14 protein-coding genes, 1 tRNA gene and 1 other RNA gene are annotated in these 17630 nt (G+C 55.7%); 12 read left to right on the top strand and 4 right to left on the bottom strand.

What is annotated here, in order from left to right; translation table 11 throughout:
• Positions 1-51 precede the first annotated feature (51 nt).
• From eptB to dppF, 8 genes are all read left to right on the top strand, one after another.
• Entirely contained in the window at positions 52-1743 is a 1692-nt protein-coding gene (gene eptB / locus APU02_RS13160) for a kdo(2)-lipid A phosphoethanolamine 7''-transferase (protein WP_060570226.1), read from the top strand.
• A 91-nt stretch (positions 1744-1834) separates the two neighbouring features.
• A tRNA-Pro gene (locus APU02_RS13155) sits at positions 1835-1911 on the top strand.
• A gap of 32 nt (positions 1912-1943) precedes the next feature.
• A non-coding RNA gene (locus tag APU02_RS13150) (RtT sRNA) lies at positions 1944-2076 on the top strand.
• A 677-nt stretch (positions 2077-2753) separates the two neighbouring features.
• Entirely contained in the window at positions 2754-4361 is a 1608-nt protein-coding gene (gene dppA / locus APU02_RS13145) for a dipeptide ABC transporter periplasmic-binding protein DppA (protein WP_060570225.1), read from the top strand.
• 165 nt (positions 4362-4526) lie between these two features.
• Positions 4527-5546, top strand: coding sequence for a dipeptide ABC transporter permease DppB (dppB, locus tag APU02_RS13140; protein ID WP_042286783.1), 1020 nt, complete (start codon positions 4527-4529; stop codon positions 5544-5546).
• 9 nt (positions 5547-5555) lie between these two features.
• Positions 5556-6458, top strand: a complete 903-nt coding sequence (dppC, locus tag APU02_RS13135; protein ID WP_042286779.1) for a dipeptide ABC transporter permease DppC — start codon at positions 5556-5558, stop codon at positions 6456-6458.
• Positions 6459-6468: 10 nt separating this feature from the next.
• Entirely contained in the window at positions 6469-7452 is a 984-nt protein-coding gene (gene dppD / locus APU02_RS13130) for a dipeptide ABC transporter ATP-binding protein (RefSeq protein WP_042286777.1), read from the top strand.
• Positions 7449-8462 (top strand): dipeptide ABC transporter ATP-binding subunit DppF, encoded by a 1014-nt coding sequence (gene dppF / locus APU02_RS13125; protein ID WP_042286774.1) that lies wholly within the window; start codon positions 7449-7451, stop codon positions 8460-8462. The genes dppD and dppF overlap by 4 nt, the downstream gene beginning before the upstream one ends.
• Before the next feature lie 50 nt (positions 8463-8512).
• On the opposite strand, the gene APU02_RS13120 is transcribed toward dppF, so the two are convergent.
• Complete coding sequence (locus tag APU02_RS13120) at positions 8513-9700, bottom strand: amino acid permease (RefSeq protein WP_239692869.1); 1188 nt, start codon at positions 9698-9700, stop codon at positions 8513-8515.
• Between the two features lie 459 nt (positions 9701-10159).
• Between APU02_RS13120 and APU02_RS25830 the strand changes: the two genes are divergently transcribed.
• Entirely contained in the window at positions 10160-10267 is a 108-nt protein-coding gene (locus APU02_RS25830) for a type I toxin-antitoxin system toxin Ldr family protein (RefSeq protein WP_012908207.1), read from the top strand.
• An 81-nt stretch (positions 10268-10348) separates the two neighbouring features.
• Here the strand turns inward: APU02_RS25830 and bcsG are convergent, their stop codons facing one another.
• Genes bcsG through bcsE form a run of 3 tightly spaced genes read right to left on the bottom strand, consistent with a single transcriptional unit; the run spans position 10349 to position 13772 of the window.
• On the bottom strand, positions 10349-12028 hold the full coding sequence (gene bcsG, locus APU02_RS13110) for a cellulose biosynthesis protein BcsG (protein ID WP_060570224.1): 1680 nt from the start codon (positions 12026-12028) through the stop codon (positions 10349-10351).
• Entirely contained in the window at positions 12025-12216 is a 192-nt protein-coding gene (gene bcsF / locus APU02_RS13105) for a cellulose biosynthesis protein BcsF (RefSeq protein ID WP_042286766.1), read from the bottom strand. Before bcsF ends, bcsG begins: the two co-directional genes overlap by 4 nt.
• The gene (bcsE, locus tag APU02_RS13100) at positions 12213-13772 is read right to left on the bottom strand and encodes a cellulose biosynthesis c-di-GMP-binding protein BcsE (RefSeq protein ID WP_042286763.1); all 1560 of its coding nucleotides are present in this window, start codon (positions 13770-13772) and stop codon (positions 12213-12215) included. Before bcsE ends, bcsF begins: the two co-directional genes overlap by 4 nt.
• Before the next feature lie 287 nt (positions 13773-14059).
• Here bcsE and bcsR point away from each other — a divergent pair, with 287 nt between their 5' ends.
• The 3 genes from bcsR to bcsA are packed head-to-tail and all read left to right on the top strand — an operon-like array spanning position 14060 to position 17630.
• Entirely contained in the window at positions 14060-14248 is a 189-nt protein-coding gene (gene bcsR / locus APU02_RS13095; protein ID WP_042286759.1) for a cellulose biosynthesis protein BcsR, read from the top strand.
• 11 nt (positions 14249-14259) lie between these two features.
• Entirely contained in the window at positions 14260-15012 is a 753-nt protein-coding gene (bcsQ, locus tag APU02_RS13090) for a cellulose biosynthesis protein BcsQ (RefSeq protein ID WP_060570223.1), read from the top strand.
• Entirely contained in the window at positions 15009-17630 is a 2622-nt protein-coding gene (gene bcsA, locus APU02_RS13085) for a UDP-forming cellulose synthase catalytic subunit (protein WP_060570222.1), read from the top strand. Before bcsQ ends, bcsA begins: the two co-directional genes overlap by 4 nt.

Below are 17630 nucleotides of genomic sequence, written 5' to 3'. Positions count from 1 at the left end.
TTAGCCGAAGCGCAGGCTGTGTTTACCCCTCGATTTCCAGGGCTTGCTTGCATGAAATACATTACGTCGATGACGCAGCAAAAGCTGAGCATTTTGCTTGCTGTCTATATCGGTCTGTTTATGAATGGCGCGGTTTATTTCCGTCGGTTTGACGGTTATGCGCAGGATTTTACCGTATGGAATGGAATCGCCGCGGTTGTTGAATTGGCTGGCACTGTACTGGCTACCTTCTTCTTTTTACGTCTCTTTTCCCTGTTAGGCCGTACGGCCTGGCGCGTTCTGGCTTCGCTACTGGTGCTGATCTCCGCTGGCGCAAGCTATTACATGACCTTTATGAATGTCATGATTGGTTACGGTATTGTGGCTTCAGTTATGACCACCGATATCGACCTGTCAAAAGAGGTTGTTGGCTGGACGTTTATTCTTTGGGTGGCTGGCGTAAGCCTCATCCCGCTGGTGTTGATCTGGTTTAACCGCTCGACGGACACCTTTTTGCGTCAGCTTTGTACGCCAAAAGTACGCTGGCGCAGCGCGCTCACCGTTCTGATGGCGGCTTTTCTGGTGTGGGCGCCGATTCGCCTGCTGGAGCTGCACCAGAAGCGCGCCGATCGCATCGCTGGCGTCGACATGCCAAGCTACGGCGGGGTGCTGGCGAACTCGTATCTGCCAACAAACTGGCTGTCCGCACTGGGCCTGTACGCCTGGGCGCAGGTTGATGAATCGTCAGATAACAAATCGCTTATCAATCCGGCGAAAAAATTCACGTATACGCCAACCCAGAATCTTGATGACACCTACGTGATTTTCATCATTGGCGAAACCACGCGTTGGGATCACATGGGCATGCTGGGCTATGAACGTGATACCACGCCGAAGCTTGCGAAAGAGAAGAATCTGGCAATGTACCGCGGCTACTCCTGCGATACCGCCACCAAGCTGTCGCTGCGCTGCATGTTCGTGCGTCAGGGCGGGGCGGAGGATAATCCACAGCGCACGCTGAAAGAGCAAAACGTATTTGCAGTGCTTAAACAGTTAGGTTTTAGCGCCGATCTGTACGCGATGCAGAGCGAGATGTGGTTCTACAGTAACACGATGGCCGACAACATCGCCTATCGCGAGCAGATCGCTGCGGAGCCGCGCAACCGGGGCAAAGCGGTGGATGATATGCTGCTGGTGAACGAAGTTTCGCGTTCCCTGGAGAATAACCCGCAGGGCAAACATCTGATTGTGTTGCATACCAAAGGTTCCCACTACAACTACACTCAGCGCTACCCGCGCGAGTTCGCCCAGTGGAAGCCGGAATGTTATGCCATCGACCGTAAGTGTCCGAAGGACCTGATGATTAACTCTTACGATAACTCCATAACCTATGTGGACCACTTTATCGATAGGGTGATTGATCAGGTGCGCGATAAGAAAGCGATTGTGTTCTACGCGGCGGATCACGGCGAATCGATTAACGAGCGCGAGCATTTGCACGGCACGCCGCGTAAGCTGGCGCCGCCGGAGCAGTTCCGCGTACCGATGATGGTCTGGATGTCGGACAAATATCTCGAGAATCCGGCCAACGCGCAGGCATTCGCGCATCTGAAGAAAGAGGCGGAAATGAAGGTGCCGCGTCGTCACGTTGAGCTGTACGACACGATTATGGGTTGTCTCGGATACACCTCGCCCAACGGCGGGATTAACGAGTATAACAACTGGTGCCATGTCCCTGACGGGAAGAAAGTTGCCGCACAATAAGCGGCCTGACGACTTTCTCGCCGATTAAATGGCATTTTGCGACTAAGGGATTGACGGGGGCGCGCCTGAGCAGTAAGATGCGCCCCGCATTCGGTGATTGGCGCAGCCTGGTAGCGCACTTCGTTCGGGACGAAGGGGTCGGAGGTTCGAATCCTCTATCACCGACCAAATTTAAAGCCCTGCTCAACGAGCAGGGCTTTTTGCATTTGAAGCCAATGAGGATGAGAACCTCCGGGGGAAGAGGTTCGACCCGAGCGAAGCGAGAGAACGTTGCGTCAGCAACGGCCCGCAGGGTGAGCCACGCAGTGGCGAGTCATCCTCTATCACCGACCAAATTTAAAACCCTGCTCAACGAGCAGGGTTTTTTGCATTTGAAGCCAATGAGGATGAGAACCTCCGGGGGAAGAGGTTCGACCCGAGCGATCACCGACCCAATTCGAAACTCTGCCATCTTCATTTTTGCTACAAAAATTGCGCCTTACTTCTCACTATTCGTTAACGATTTTGTGACATATTCCATTGTCTTTTTTTATCTTTGCATCAATCTTTTTTTGCGTTACTTATGGCTGACCCCAGCATTTTCCGCTGTGCGTTTTAACGTTCATGGCATTAATCGCTCAGATATACAGCATTTCGTCAGAAATTTTTCATAATCTGCACAAAACTTAATCACCAAATGTTGCGAAATATTAAGTTTTATATTCTGGCATTACGCGCGTAGCATAAATTTCTCTGCTGAAAATACCCCTCTGGAGTTTTTTTAATCTTTGTTTGTCAATTCTCACCGTTGTCGTAAAACGCGGTTAGCTGTATTGACGTTTTCACATTCTGTTGACAGATTGTAGGGCATGAGGGGCATTTCATGGAGAATCCGCGCTGCAACTCAGTCGTTTAAGTGAATGGAATCCCCACCTCATCACGCCGACCCGGCCGGTCAAAAATAAAAAAGGCCAGGCGGCGCTAACCCACTGCAAAGGGTAAAACAACAACATCACATTTGGAGCAGAAGAATGAGTATTTCCTTGAAGAAGTCAGGGATGCTGAAGCTTGGTCTGAGCCTGGTGGCTATGACCGTCGCAGCAAGCGTACAGGCTAAAACCCTGGTCTATTGTTCAGAAGGTTCTCCTGAAGGGTTCAACCCGCAACTCTTTACCTCTGGCACCACCTATGATGCCAGTTCAGTACCAATCTATAACCGTCTGGTGGAATTTAAAACCGGCACTACCGAAGTGATCCCAGGCCTTGCGGAAAAATGGGAAATCAGTGAAGACGGGAAAACCTACACCTTCCACCTCCGTTCTGGCGTGAAGTGGCAATCCGGCAAAGAATTCAAACCGACGCGCGACATGAACGCCGACGACGTGGTCTTCTCCTTCGATCGTCAGAAAAACGCGCAAAACCCGTACCATAAAGTGTCCGGCGGCAGCTATGAATATTTCGAAGGGATGGGCCTGCCCGATCTGATCAGCGAAGTGAAAAAAGTGGACGATATGACCGTCCAGTTTGTGCTGACGCGTCCGGAAGCGCCGTTCCTCGCCGACCTCGCGATGGACTTTGCCTCTATTCTTTCTAAAGAATATGCGGACAACATGCTGAAAGCCGGTACGCCGGAAAAAGTGGATCTGAACCCTATCGGCACCGGTCCGTTCCAGTTGCAGCAGTACCAGAAAGACTCCCGTATCCTCTATAAAGCCTTTGACGGTTATTGGGGCACCAAGCCGCAAATTGACCGCCTGGTCTTCTCCATCACGCCTGACGCCTCTGTGCGCTATGCCAAACTGCAGAAGAACGAATGCCAGGTGATGCCGTATCCGAACCCGGCAGACATCGCGCGCATGAAGCGGGATAAAAACATCAATCTGATGGAGCAGGCGGGTCTGAACGTGGGTTACCTCTCGTTCAACACCGAGAAGAAACCGTTTGATGACGTCAAAGTGCGTCAGGCGCTGACCTACGCGGTGAACAAAGAAGCGATCATCAAAGCCGTTTACCAGGGCGCGGGCGTCGCGGCCAAGAACCTGATCCCGCCAACCATGTGGGGTTATAACGACGATATCAAAGACTACACCTACGACCCTGAGAAAGCGAAAGCGTTGCTGAAAGAAGCAGGGCAGGACAAAGGTTTCACCGTCGAACTGTGGGCAATGCCGGTACAGCGTCCTTACAACCCGAACGCGCGCCGTATGGCGGAGATGATTCAGGCGGACTGGGCGAAGATCGGCGTGCAGGCCAAAATTGTCACCTACGAGTGGGGTGAGTACCTGAAACGCGCCAAAGCGGGTGAGCATCAGGCGGTCATGATGGGCTGGACCGGCGATAACGGGGATCCGGACAACTTCTTCGCGACGCTGTTCAGCTGCGCGGCGGCGAAAGACGGTTCCAACTACTCTCGCTGGTGCTACAAGCCGTTTGAAGATCTGATTCAGCCGGCGCGCGCCACCGATGATCACAACAAGCGTATTGAACTGTACAAACAAGCTCAGGTGGTAATGAACGAGCAGGCACCGGCCCTGATCATCGCTCACTCCACCGTATATGAGCCGGTGCGTAAAGAAGTCAAAGGCTATGTGGTGGATCCGTTAGGCAAACACCACTTCGATAACGTCTCTGTCGAATAATTAAACGCTATCGTCAGGTAAGCGCTACGCCTCCGAAGATCGGGCAGGCGTAGCGCCACCCGGCAGCAGTGCTTTATTCCTTCTCTGTAAGCGGGAAGGGATAAGATTTGTGAGCAATACAGACTCACGGTTCCACGCCGTGCGTCCTGAGAGAGAATCCGGGTTATGTTGCAGTTCATTCTCCGACGTTTGGGACTCGTCATCCCTACGTTTATCGGTATCACCCTTCTCACCTTCGCGTTTGTCCATATGATCCCCGGCGATCCGGTGATGATCATGGCGGGTGAGCGTGGTATCTCCCCTGAGCGTCATGCTCAACTGTTGGCTGAACTCGGTCTCGATAAACCGATGTGGCAGCAGTACCTCCATTATATCTGGGGAGTCATGCAGGGTGATTTAGGCATCTCGCTGAAAAGCCGTTTGCCGGTGTGGGACGAGTTCGTGCCGCGCTTTAAAGCGACGCTGGAACTTGGCGTCTGCGCCATGATTTTCGCCACCGCGGTAGGCATTCCGGTCGGTGTGCTGGCCGCCGTCAAGCGCGGGTCCATTTTCGATCACACCGCTGTTGGCCTGGCGCTGACAGGTTATTCCATGCCGATCTTCTGGTGGGGGATGATGCTGATCATGCTGGTCTCCGTACACTGGAACCTGACGCCGGTTTCCGGGCGTGTCAGCGACATGGTGTTTCTTGACGATACCAATCCGCTGACCGGTTTTATGCTGATCGACACCGCCATCTGGGGCGAAGAGGGCAACTTTATTGATGCGGTTGCGCACATGATTCTGCCCGCAATGGTCCTCGGCACGATTCCGCTGGCGGTCATCGTGCGTATGACCCGCTCGTCGATGCTGGAAGTGCTGGGTGAAGACTACATTCGTACCGCCCGCGCCAAAGGGCTGACCCGCATGCGGGTCATTATTATTCACGCGCTGCGCAACGCCATGCTGCCGGTGGTCACCGTGATTGGCCTGCAGGTGGGCACGCTGCTGGCGGGCGCCATTCTGACCGAAACCATCTTCTCGTGGCCTGGCCTCGGACGCTGGTTGATTGATGCGCTGCAACGACGCGATTACCCGGTGGTACAGGGCGGGGTGCTGCTGGTGGCGACGATGATTATCCTCGTCAACCTGCTGGTTGACCTGCTGTACGGCGTGGTGAACCCGCGTATTCGTCATAAGAAGTAAGGGGCCATCATGTCACAGGTTACTGAAAATAAAGTTATTGCCGCACCGGTGCCGATGACCCCGCTACAGGAGTTCTGGCACTATTTCAAACGCAACAAAGGCGCGGTTGTTGGCCTGGCGTATGTCGTCATCATGATCCTGATTGCGGTATTCGCCAACGTTCTTGCGCCCTATAACCCGGCGGAACAGTTTCGCGATGCGCTGCTCGCGCCGCCGGCCTGGCAGGAAGGCGGGAGTCTGGCGCACCTGCTGGGTACCGACGATGTGGGTCGCGACGTGCTGTCGCGACTGATGTATGGCGCGCGCCTGTCGTTGCTGGTCGGCTGCCTGGTGGTGGTGCTGTCGCTGGTGATGGGCATCGTGCTTGGGCTGATTGCCGGTTACTTTGGCGGCATTGTTGATAACGTCATTATGCGCGTGGTCGACATCATGCTGGCGCTGCCGAGCCTGCTGCTGGCGCTGGTGCTGGTAGCGGTCTTTGGGCCGTCAATCGGTAACGCCGCGCTGGCGCTGACCTTTGTCGCCCTGCCGCACTATGTCCGGCTTACCCGCGCGGCGGTGCTGGTGGAGGTGAACCGCGACTACGTGACGGCTTCCCGCGTGGCGGGCGCTGGCGCGATGCGTCAGATGTTCATCAATATCTTCCCGAACTGCCTCGCGCCGCTGATCGTTCAGGCGTCGCTCGGTTTCTCTAACGCCATTCTCGATATGGCCGCACTCGGCTTCCTCGGCATGGGTGCGCAACCGCCAACGCCGGAGTGGGGCACCATGCTCTCCGACGTGTTGCAGTTTGCGCAAAGCGCCTGGTGGGTCGTGACCTTTCCGGGTCTGGCGATCCTGCTGACGGTGCTGGCATTTAACCTGATGGGTGACGGTCTGCGTGATGCGCTCGATCCCAAGCTGAAGCAGTAAGAGGTTCGAGATGGCGTTATTAAATGTAGATAAATTATCGGTGCACTTCGGCGACGAAGGCAGCGAATTCCGCGCCGTAGACCGGATTAGTTACAGCGTGAATCAGGGCGAAGTGGTCGGTATCGTTGGCGAATCAGGTTCCGGTAAGTCCGTCAGTTCACTGGCGATAATGGGGCTGATTGACTATCCCGGGCGGGTAAACGCCGAAAACCTGGTGTTTAACGATCAGGATCTGAAACGCATCTCTGAGAAAGAGCGGCGCAACCTGGTGGGCGCCGAAGTGGCGATGATTTTCCAGGACCCGATGACCAGCCTGAACCCCTGCTACACCGTCGGTTTCCAGATCATGGAAGCCATCAAGGTACATCAGGGCGGCAACAAGAAAACCCGCCGTCAGCGGGCCATCGACCTGCTGACACAGGTGGGGATACCGGACCCGGCGTCGCGTCTGGACGTGTATCCGCATCAGCTTTCCGGCGGGATGAGCCAGCGCGTGATGATCGCGATGGCCATTGCCTGTCGGCCAAAACTGCTGATTGCCGACGAACCGACGACGGCGCTGGACGTGACTATCCAGGCGCAAATCATCGAGCTGCTGTTGGAACTGCAACAGAAAGAGAACATGGCGCTGGTGCTGATTACGCACGATCTGGCGCTGGTGGCGGAAGCGGCGCATAAAATCATCGTGATGTACGCCGGTCAGGTCGTGGAAACGGGCGATGCGCACGATATCTTCCGCGCGCCGCGTCATCCGTACACCCAGGCGCTGCTTCGCGCGCTGCCGGAGTTCGCTCAGGACAAAGCGCGGCTGGCGTCTTTGCCGGGTGTGGTGCCAGGGAAATACGACCGTCCCACGGGCTGTCTGCTCAATCCGCGCTGCCCCTATGCCACCGATCGCTGCCGCGCAGAAGAACCTGCGCTGAACCAACTGGACGGCGGACGTCAGTCAAAATGCCACTACCCACTCGATGATGCCGGGAGGCCCACACTATGAGTACGCACGAGGCCACCTTGCAACAGCCGCTGTTGCGGGCCATCGACCTGAAAAAACATTATCCAGTGAAGAAAGGGATCTTTTCTCCTGAACGGCTGGTGAAAGCGCTGGACGGCGTGTCGTTCACCCTTGAGCGCGGTAAAACGCTGGCGGTGGTGGGCGAGTCCGGCTGCGGGAAATCGACGCTCGGTCGTCTGCTGACGATGATCGAAACGCCGACCGGCGGCGAGCTGTACTATCAGGGGCAGGATCTGCTCAAGCACGACCCGCAGGCGCAGAAGCTGCGTCGGCAGAAAATCCAGATTGTGTTCCAGAACCCGTATGGTTCACTGAACCCGCGTAAGAAAGTGGGGCAGATTCTGGAGGAGCCGCTGCTTATCAATACGTCGCTCAGCAAAGCGCAGCGTCGCGAAAAAGCGCTGGCAATGATGGCGAAAGTGGGGCTAAAAACCGAACACTACGATCGCTATCCGCATATGTTTTCCGGCGGCCAGCGTCAGCGTATCGCCATTGCCCGTGGTCTGATGCTGGACCCGGACGTGGTGATTGCCGACGAGCCGGTCTCTGCGCTTGACGTTTCTGTCCGCGCGCAAGTGCTGAACCTGATGATGGATTTGCAGCAGGATCTGGGGCTGTCCTACGTCTTTATCTCCCACGACCTGTCGGTGGTTGAGCACATTGCCGATGAAGTGATGGTGATGTATCTGGGCCGTTGCGTCGAGAAAGGGACGAAGGAGCAAATTTTCAACAACCCGCGCCATCCGTATACGCAGGCGCTGCTCTCCGCCACGCCGCGTCTGAATCCGGACGAGCGTCGCGAACGTATCAAACTGACCGGCGAGTTGCCCAGCCCGCTGAATCCACCGCCCGGCTGCGCGTTCAATGCGCGCTGCCGCCGTCGCTTCGGCCCGTGCACCCAGTTGCAGCCGCAGTTGAAGGAGTACAACGGTCAACTGGTCGCCTGTTTTGCTGTCGATCAGGACGAGAATGGGCAGAAGCCGGTGACATAACCTTCCCGCAAGGCCGGATGGCGCTTGCGCTTGATCCGGCCTTTTCTCTGCTACTCAATCAATTTCAGCAGCGGCGACAGGCACAGCAGTACGCCGTACAGCAGTATCAGCCAGGTTTTCAGGCCACGCAGTTTTTCCAGTTGCGCGACCTTGTATATCAGGAAGCAAGGGATCAGGCAGGAGACAATGCCGTATAGCGGGCTGCCGAGCTGGAAGAACACCAGCACCGACACGCGAAATGAGACCCAAATCACCAGCGTCGTCACGATAAACGCACAGATCCCAAGCGTGATCATGCGCGAAGGAATGCGCTCCACGTTGACGATACGACCCAGCAGATTCAGCACAATCCCTTTCATTGCCTCGTGGAAGCCGAGATAAATACCAAAAAACGCGGTCAGGACGGCGAAGATATTCAGTACCGTCGAGGTAATATGGATCACCGGACCGGGAATAACCTGAGCCGCCAGCGCCAGGGCGGAGATGTTTTGCTCGAATGCCGACACCGCTTCTTCGTGGCTGATGGAAAAGGTAAACGAGAAAGAGAAAAACAGAATCACCGCAATCAGCGTGATATAGCTGATGCGGTGGGTGCGAATTGCCATCCGGGTTGCCAGCACCCTGTCGGCCTCGCGCTTGCGATAGGCGATGTTCATCGGATTCAGCACCTGAATAAACACTGCCGAAAAGAAGCAGAACGGAATAGTAAGCAAGACGTCGCGAAAAAACACCGATGCCTGGGGAAAGGCGGTGATATTGGCGAAATTCCAGTGTGGAATCATCGCCAGGCCAAATACCACGATGATCCCCACTTTTACCACCACCATCGGCCCGGAGATTTTGAACAGCAGTTTCTCGCCGCCCGAGGCGATAGCGACCAGCGCTGCGAAGATGGCCGCTTTAAAAAGCAGCGACTGGGAGAGATCGGTCTGGGCCAGGCCAAAGGTACGCAGATAAGACGCGCTGTCGAATACCACGGAAAGCGAATAAATAAAGATGCCGTGGATGATCATCAAAAAATAGATCACCCCGAGAAAAACGCCCCAGTTTTTGCCGAGATAATGGCTAATGACGTCGGTATAGTCATGGCAGGTTTCGCTTTGCGAAAGCGTTTTGAGATACACGTCCTGTACGATCCAGGTCGCCGGATAAGCGATAAGCGACGCGGTGATAAATACCCAAATCCCTTTAAGTCCAATCTGCACCGGCATCAACACCGTACCCGCGCCAATCGCCATACCAATGCACAGCAATACCCAACCAAAGTCGTAGCGGGTAAAAGGAAGTCTGCGCGAAACCTGTTCGCCTGAGCCGTTAAGATGAGAAAGTGATGTGTCGTGCTGCAGAAGTCCCCTGCCAGAAATAGCCTTCACGGCGTCATGGCCGCAAGGGGACGCAATTCTACAGAAGCGCAGGAGACACTGCCAGCCGATTGAGGATTTGCGAGACGCCACGCAGAGTAAAACACGGGCGGATGTGTAGGCAAACCGCTTGCCGTAGAATCCGCAGCAAGCCGGGGCAACCCGGTGAGGCGCAACGTTGCGGGGGCTTGATCCCTGGCGGCGTTTGTTGCTGGATAAAGAGAAAACCCCCGCACGTTGTTCGGTAAAAACCTGGCAACAAAACGGGGGCTAATCTTGAACCTCAACAATTCAAGGATAGCCGCGAACGGTTGCCATTGCAACACAGGCGGCTATATGACGCTGATTCAGTTAGGCATTGCCTTCTGGCACGATTTAGCGGCTCCAGCCATCGCGGGTATAATCGCGGGAATGGTTGTGAACTGGTTACGTAGCAGGAAGTAATCCTCTGACGGGCGTCTGCCTGCCGCAGTGGCAACATGCGCCCGAACCGGGCCGCAGGGATATCCTTGCGGCCTTTTTCGTTTACTGTGGATACGGCACCCAGTCGCCGCCGTTCAGGCGCACGTAGGGTTTATCCTGGTACTGAATCACCACCGCGTTGGCGTTTTCCGAGACCGCCGCGGTTTGCGGCAGATTACTGGTGAGCTTCGTCCAGTCAACCGGATCTTCGGAGAAGATCTTGCCGTCGAGCACGCGCACCACCAGTTCTGAGATGGCCAGATAGCTGCTCGGTTGGGTGATTTCAATCGGCGCGCCCTGATGCGGCGCTTTCATGCCAAAGAATTTCACCCCGGCGGGGACGTTGGTGATCGACGGGCTGGGGATATCGCGCAGACCGGAGACCTGCATTCTGTCGCCTTTCAGCGCCCCGCCATGTTCCGGCACCACCACCACCATGACTTTACGGCCAGACTTCTCGAGCTGCGTAAAGAACGCATCCAGTTCATCGAAGAATTTCTGCGCACGCGCTTTGTAATCCGCCGTTTTGCTCACGCCAGGATAGTGGTTGCCATCGTGTAGCGGCAGGGTGTTATAGAAGGTTGCGCTGCGCGAATCTTTGTCCTTTTCGGTGGTTTCAAGCCAGCGGTTAAGCACTGCCGTATCGTCATAGACTGGCGAGCCGTCAAAGCCCAACAGCGGCACCGGTAAACCACTCTGATCCATCAGCTCAGCCTGCATACCGCCGTTTTCGCGCACTTCTTTCAGGAAGCCGCCGAACTCACCGTTGTGTCCCATCATCAGATGCTGGGCGAAGCCCAGTTTCGACAGATTATCAAACAGATAGCATTCATTGCCGGCTGGTTGATACAGATTGGTATGTGACGGCTGACCGCAGCTGGCGCGCAGCAGGCGAATCGCCGCCGGACCGCTGTAAGAGGTCGCCGAGTTAAAGTGCTTAAACTGAATATCAAAATGCGACCACAGCGGATGCGACATCAGCCCCGCCGCTTCGATATCGGACCACGAAAGCGAGCAGATGTTGATCACCAGCAGTTCAAACGGCTGGGCATCTTCCGGCAGCGCCGCCGGGAAGGGCGTTTTACGTTTTGCTTCCGCGTTGTAAAAGGTGTTCAGCCAGGCGTTGAGGTTGGCGGACGTCGGTGGCGCGGTTTGCGCCGGGATATCACCGACAACCGGCGCGCCTTCAGCGGTGGCGATCGTGGCCGCCGCGGTACCGCCGGTGGTCGTGACGGTGTTGGTCGGCTGACCGGCAGGCCACAGTGAAAAACTCGGCCCCGCCAGCGTCAGAACGTTTAGCCAGACCATTATGGCCACCACAAAAACGGTGACGCGAACCCACTGCGCCAAAAACAGCCACGCCACGAGCAGCACGAACACCGCGCCGATCATTTGCCAGTTAATAAAGCGGGTGACCAGATCGAGCATATAGTCAGTGCTGAACGCCGCGACCTGGGAGCCCTGGCTCATTATACTCTCTGGCCCTGGCAGCCAGGTATCGTGCCAGAACAGGGCAAAACCAATCGGAATGGCGATCCAGTGGCGAAGGCGATGCAGGCTGTAGCGCGGAATCGGCATCAGCAGGAACGCCATGAACACCAGGTTCATCAGGGCGTGGAAGTTAAGATAGCCTGCCCAGAGCAGACCAAATTTCACCAGAAAATAGAAATTCCAGCCCGAAAGTCCGCGCCAGTATTGCCAGAGAGGCGAAGGCGGCGAGGCGTGTTGAGTATGTTGAGTCATTTTTTGGTCGCTCTGGGAATTACCGTGCGGCGCAATGTTCCGGCCGGTTTGACATAACGAGGTTTAGCAAATAGCAGACGGGCGGTGTTGCTGAGACGGCGCAGAGAATGACGCGCCAGATAGCCCAGTGGAAAAAAAATCAGCGCGCAGACGACGATGATTTGCAGAATATCGCTGATGGTCATCATGATGAACGCTCCATTTCATCGTCCAGTAAGCGCAGCGGCTGAGGAATTCGACGCCAGACCTTACCATCGTGTTCAGCGTTCAGTACGGGTTTGACCTCCTGGGTGAGCGGCAGCGGCTGACCCCACAGCTCCGGCGACAGCAGACGCATTTGCACCAGTTCGGCGCTGATCTGATTGTCCTCGAACCACACCATGCGGTTAGAGAACAGATCGCCGGTCGGCAGCGGAAAGATGTGATTCAGGGCGGTGTCGAGATCGTTGACCCGGCAGAACGACAAAAACAGCACCAGTCGGTTGCCGCCAATGGTCACAATATCGCCGGTACGGTGTGGGCGGCAAAGCGTTAATGCCTGTTCCACGCGAATACCTGGCACTGGACGCAGCGCCACCATCACCCCTTTGCCGTCGGCGGGGAGCAGGGTATTGCTCATCATATTATTCACCGCGTCACAGAAGACATCCCACTTCTGAAAGCCGCGCAGCTTCATCGGCTGGGTCATCGACAGCAGGGTGGTGATATCTTCCGGCACATAACGGCTGAACTGTTGGCCCTGCACGCTTTCAATCAGCGTCAGGCAGCGGGAAAGCGGGGCGTTCCACGGGATCACCATATTGGCGCCGCAGCCCAGCAGCAGACGTTCGTCGGTGGCGCGCAGGCTGGCGATATTTTCCCGCACAAGAATTTTTAGCGCGCTGCCGCGCTGGCGGCGCAGGGTGTGGATGCTGCGCGCCAGCGGTTCAATCTGACGATTTTGCTGGAGAGAAAAGACCAATGTCGCCGCCTGGGCGGTACGGGCCTCATTGAATAATGCTTCATTACTGTCGAATAATTTCCAGTGCTCCGACAGCGGCGGCGCACCTTCGAGTACGGTCACGTTACTGAGGATCCGCTTTTCGTCGCTGCGGGGCTGGATGTCGGCTTCGGCCTCTTGCGCCAGTTCCCAGCGACCCTGGCGATGGCGAATGGTCAACTGTTGGCGGGCGCTGACTCCTTTCTCGTTGCACCAGAAGGCGATATCCAGCAGGTGCTGGTCGCCCTGAAAACGCATGCTGGCAAGACCAGACAGCGAGCGATATTCCCCCATTAACAGCGAGAACTGTTTGTCATTATTATTCCCAGGGTTAAGCACCAGAACAGAACAACGATGAAGACGTGTCCATTTATTCATTTTATCCAGCCACTGACGCAATCGTTCCGCTGGAATATTTTGCCACGCATTATTTGCGCATATAAGGATGAATAAGTAATGGGTAGGATCAACTGAGCAGAGTATATCGCGGGACATAAAGTATAGTCCCTTCTCTGAATCTGGCATCGAAAATAACTGAATTTTTTCCGGACCTTGCGTTTCGTCTAATTTGAAAACTTTCCCTGGATCGCTGCCCATACTCATCGCCGCGACTTTTGCAGTCCCGGTTTGAAAAGCAATCGTTTGATTCGCCAGGCTGATAGCATCTTCACTGCGATCAGTGTTAACCCACCAGACACCGCCAGTTGGCATATGGCGAAGTTCATCCCATAATGATGAGATACCTATTGAAAATACTGGGTCCACAGCGTTCCTCGGGTCGCTATTTGTCTGCTTATCAGTTTACTAGCGAAAGCGCAGAAATAAACCTAACATTGAAATTAAAACGTATCAGATTTAGCATGTGAATCAATTTGGCTGGCAGGAAGCCTCTTTACGTCGGCCTTTCCGATTCCATGACTCGTATTCTTTGAGTGATGAAAAATCAGAAAATGCGCGGATTCTGACGCCATCAATTTTCGTTGGGAAGGGGGCTGAATGCAAACAGAAAAAATGTCTGAAGCATGGCGAGTATATTCAAAGGGATAAAAAATATGTCTGACAACGAACCCGATACGCTGCCTGATTCAGCTTTAGGCTATACCTTTCAAAACGATTTCCTGGCCCTGAGCCAGGCTTTTTCATTGCCTGAATTCGATTACACCGATATATCCCAACGTGAACAGCTTGCCGCTGCGATTAAACGCTGGCCGCTGCTGGCTGAATTTGCGCAACAAGAATAAGGGAGTCGTGGATGGCTATTCTGGGACTTCAGGGCATCCGTGGTGGCGTAGGCACGACGTCTATCACTGCGGCGCTGGCCTGGGCATTACAACTGTTAGGTGAAAACGTCCTGGTGGTGGATGCATGCCCCGATAATTTGCTACGCCTGTCATTTAATGTCGACTTTGTGCATCGCGACGGCTGGGCCAGAGCGCTGCTGGACGGGCGTGACTGGCGCGAAGGCGGAATGCGCTATACCTCGCAGCTCGATTTGCTGCCGTTTGGCCAGCTCACGGCGCAGGAACGTGACTATCCCGATCAATGGCAGGAACGGCTCGGCGAGATTGTCCCTGGCCTCCAACGGCTAAAAGAGAGCGGCAGGTATTCCTGGATTTTACTCGATTTGCCCACCGGCGCCGCGCCGCTCACTCGCCAACTGGTCAACGCCTGCGATCGTACGCTGGCGGTCGTCAAAGCCGATGCCAACTGCCATATTCGCCTGCATCAGCAGGCGCTGCCCGCCGGTTCGCATATTTTGATTAACGATTTACGCATTGGCAGCCAGATGCAGGACGATCTTTACCAGGTCTGGCTCCAAAGCCAGCGTCGGCTGCTGCCGATGGTCATTCATCGCGATGAAGCCCTGGCCGAATGCATGGCGGCGAAACAGCCACTGGGAGAATACCGCAGCGATTCGCTGGCCGCCGAAGAAGTGTTGACGCTGGCGAACTGGTGTTTATTGCATTATTCAGGCCGCAAAGACGCCGCCGGGAGCGCAACATGAGTATCCTGTCCCGGTGGTTGCTTATCCCGCCGGTCAGCGCGCGCCTGAGCGAGCGCTATCAGGGCTACCGTCGTCATGGCGCGCCAGCGTTTAGCGCGGCCCTGGGCTGTTTTTGGGCCGTTCTGGCATGGGTATTCATCCCGCTGGAGCATCCGCGCTGGCAGCGGATCCGCGCTGCGCACAAGGCGCTTTACCCGCATATCAACGCCGCTCGTCCGCGCCCGTTAGATCCCGCCCGCTACGTTATTCAAACGCTCTGGCTGATGGCGACCGCCTCGCGTCGACAAACGGCCCAACCGCGCTGGCAGACCTTTTCCCGCCTGGAAGGCGTCCGGGGCCGTTATCATCAGTGGCTGGATAAACTGCCTGAACGGGTCACGCAAAACACAACCCATCTTGATAAGCAAAAGGAACTGGGGCATCTGAGCGCAGGCGCGCGCCGTTTAATCATTGGGATTATTGTCACTTTCTCGCTGATACTGGCGCTGATCTGCGTGACGCAGCCGTTCAACCCGCTGGCGCAGTTTATCTTCCTGATGCTGCTATGGGGCGTTGCGCTGATTGTACGGCGGATGCCGGGGCGTTTCTCGGCGCTGATGCTGATTGTGTTGTCGCTGACCGTATCATGTCGCTATATCTGGTGGCGCTACACGTCCACCCTGAACTGGGACGATCCGGTAAGCCTGGTTTGTGGACTGATCCTGCTGTTTGCCGAAACCTACGCGTGGATTGTGCTGGTACTGGGCTACTTCCAGGTGGTCTGGCCGCTCAACCGTCAGCCGGTGCCGTTGCCCAAGGATATGACGCAGTGGCCGTCGGTGGATATTTTCGTTCCGACCTACAACGAAGAGCTGCACGTAGTGAAAAACACCATCTACGCGTCGCTGGGCATCGACTGGCCGAAAGATAAGCTCAACATCTGGATTCTCGACGACGGCGGGCGGGAAGAGTTTCGCCAGTTTGCCCAGAATGTCGGGGTCCACTATATCGCCCGCACCACCCATGAGCACGCCAAGGCCGGGAACATCAACAATGCGCTGAAGTACGCCAAAGGCGAATTCGTGTCGATCTTCGACTGCGACCACGTGCCGACGCGCTCGTTCCTGCAAATGACCATGGGCTGGTTCCTGAAAGATAAAAAACTGGCGATGATGCAGACGCCGCACCACTTTTTCTCGCCGGACCCGTTCGAACGTAACCTTGGCCGCTTCCGCAAAACCCCCAACGAAGGCACGCTGTTCTATGGGCTGGTGCAGGACGGCAACGACATGTGGGACGCCACCTTTTTCTGCGGCTCCTGCGCGGTGATTCGCCGTAAGCCGCTGGATGAAATAGGCGGTATTGCCGTCGAAACCGTCACCGAAGATGCGCACACCTCGCTGCGTCTGCACCGTCGCGGTTACACCTCGGCTTACATGCGTATTCCGCAGGCGGCGGGGCTGGCGACCGAAAGTTTGTCCGCCCATATCGGCCAGCGTATCCGCTGGGCGCGCGGGATGGTGCAAATTTTCCGCCTCGACAACCCGCTTACCGGGAAAGGGCTGAAATTCGCCCAGCGGTTATGCTACGTCAATGCGATGTTCCACTTCCTGTCGGGGATCCCACGGCTCATCTTCCTGACCGCGCCGCTGGCGTTCTTGTTGCTGCATGCCTATATCATCTACGCGCCCGCGCTGATGATTGCGCTGTTCGTACTGCCGCATATGATTCACGCCAGCCTGACCAACTCGAAGATTCAGGGAAAATACCGCCACTCCTTCTGGAGTGAGATCTACGAAACGGTGCTGGCCTGGTACATCGCGCCGCCGACGCTGGTGGCGCTGATTAATCCGCATAAGGGCAAATTTAACGTCACCGCGAAAGGCGGGCTGGTGGAAGAAGAGTATGTCGACTGGGTGATCTCCCGTCCGTATATCTTCCTGGTGCTGCTTAACCTGGTCGGCGTGGCGGTAGGCATCTGGCGTTATTTCTACGGGCCGGAAAGCGAAATGCTCACCGTCATCGTCAGTATGGTGTGGGTATTCTATAACCTGATTATCCTCGGCGGCGCGGTGGCGGTGTCAGTGGAAAGTAAACAGGTACGCCGTTCTCACCGCGTGGAGATCTCAATGCCAGCGGCGATTGCTCGCGAAGACGGTCATTTGTTCTCGTGTACCGTGCATGACTTCTCCGACGGCGGTCTGGGGATCAAAATCAACGGTCAGGCGCAGGTACTGGAAGGGCAAAAGGTGAATTTACTGCTCAAGCGTGGACAGCAGGAGTATGTCTTTCCCACCCAGGTGGCGCGCGTATGGGGTGAACAGGTGGGGTTACAACTGATGCCGCTGACCACTAAACAGCATATCGATTTTGTGCAATGTACGTTTGCCCGTGCGGATACATGGGCGCTCTGGCAGGACAGCTATCCGGAAGACAAACCGCTGGAAAGCCTGCTCGATATTCTGAAACTGGGGTTCCGCGGCTATCGCCATCTTGCGGAATTTGCCCCAGCGTCGGTCAAAGTAATTTTCCGGTCTCTGACGTCTCTGGTTGCCTGGATTGTGTCGTTCATTCCTCGCCGTCCGGTGCAGGATGATATGGCGGTGCAACCACCGGCTCAGGTTATGGCTCAACAATGA

The sequence above is a fragment of the Citrobacter sp. 50677481 genome (assembly GCF_001463265.1).
Classification (GTDB): domain Bacteria; phylum Pseudomonadota; class Gammaproteobacteria; order Enterobacterales; family Enterobacteriaceae; genus Citrobacter_A; species Citrobacter_A sedlakii.
Note: the sequence above shows the minus strand (reverse complement) of the source record. Positions and strands in the feature narration are given on the sequence as shown.

Coding starts and splice junctions, on each gene's coding strand:
- eptB (WP_060570226.1), top strand. CDS start 52: ATGAAATACATTACGTCGATGACGCAGCAAAAGCTGAGCATTTTGCTT.
- dppA (WP_060570225.1), top strand. CDS start 2,754: ATGAGTATTTCCTTGAAGAAGTCAGGGATGCTGAAGCTTGGTCTGAGC.
- dppB (WP_042286783.1), top strand. CDS start 4,527: ATGTTGCAGTTCATTCTCCGACGTTTGGGACTCGTCATCCCTACGTTT.
- dppC (WP_042286779.1), top strand. CDS start 5,556: ATGTCACAGGTTACTGAAAATAAAGTTATTGCCGCACCGGTGCCGATG.
- dppD (WP_042286777.1), top strand. CDS start 6,469: ATGGCGTTATTAAATGTAGATAAATTATCGGTGCACTTCGGCGACGAA.
- dppF (WP_042286774.1), top strand. CDS start 7,449: ATGAGTACGCACGAGGCCACCTTGCAACAGCCGCTGTTGCGGGCCATC.
- APU02_RS13120 (WP_239692869.1), bottom strand. CDS start 9,700: ATGGCGATTGGCGCGGGTACGGTGTTGATGCCGGTGCAGATTGGACTT.
- APU02_RS25830 (WP_012908207.1), top strand. CDS start 10,160: ATGACGCTGATTCAGTTAGGCATTGCCTTCTGGCACGATTTAGCGGCT.
- bcsG (WP_060570224.1), bottom strand. CDS start 12,028: ATGACTCAACATACTCAACACGCCTCGCCGCCTTCGCCTCTCTGGCAA.
- bcsF (WP_042286766.1), bottom strand. CDS start 12,216: ATGATGACCATCAGCGATATTCTGCAAATCATCGTCGTCTGCGCGCTG.
- bcsR (WP_042286759.1), top strand. CDS start 14,060: ATGTCTGACAACGAACCCGATACGCTGCCTGATTCAGCTTTAGGCTAT.
- bcsQ (WP_060570223.1), top strand. CDS start 14,260: ATGGCTATTCTGGGACTTCAGGGCATCCGTGGTGGCGTAGGCACGACG.
- bcsA (WP_060570222.1), top strand. CDS start 15,009: ATGAGTATCCTGTCCCGGTGGTTGCTTATCCCGCCGGTCAGCGCGCGC.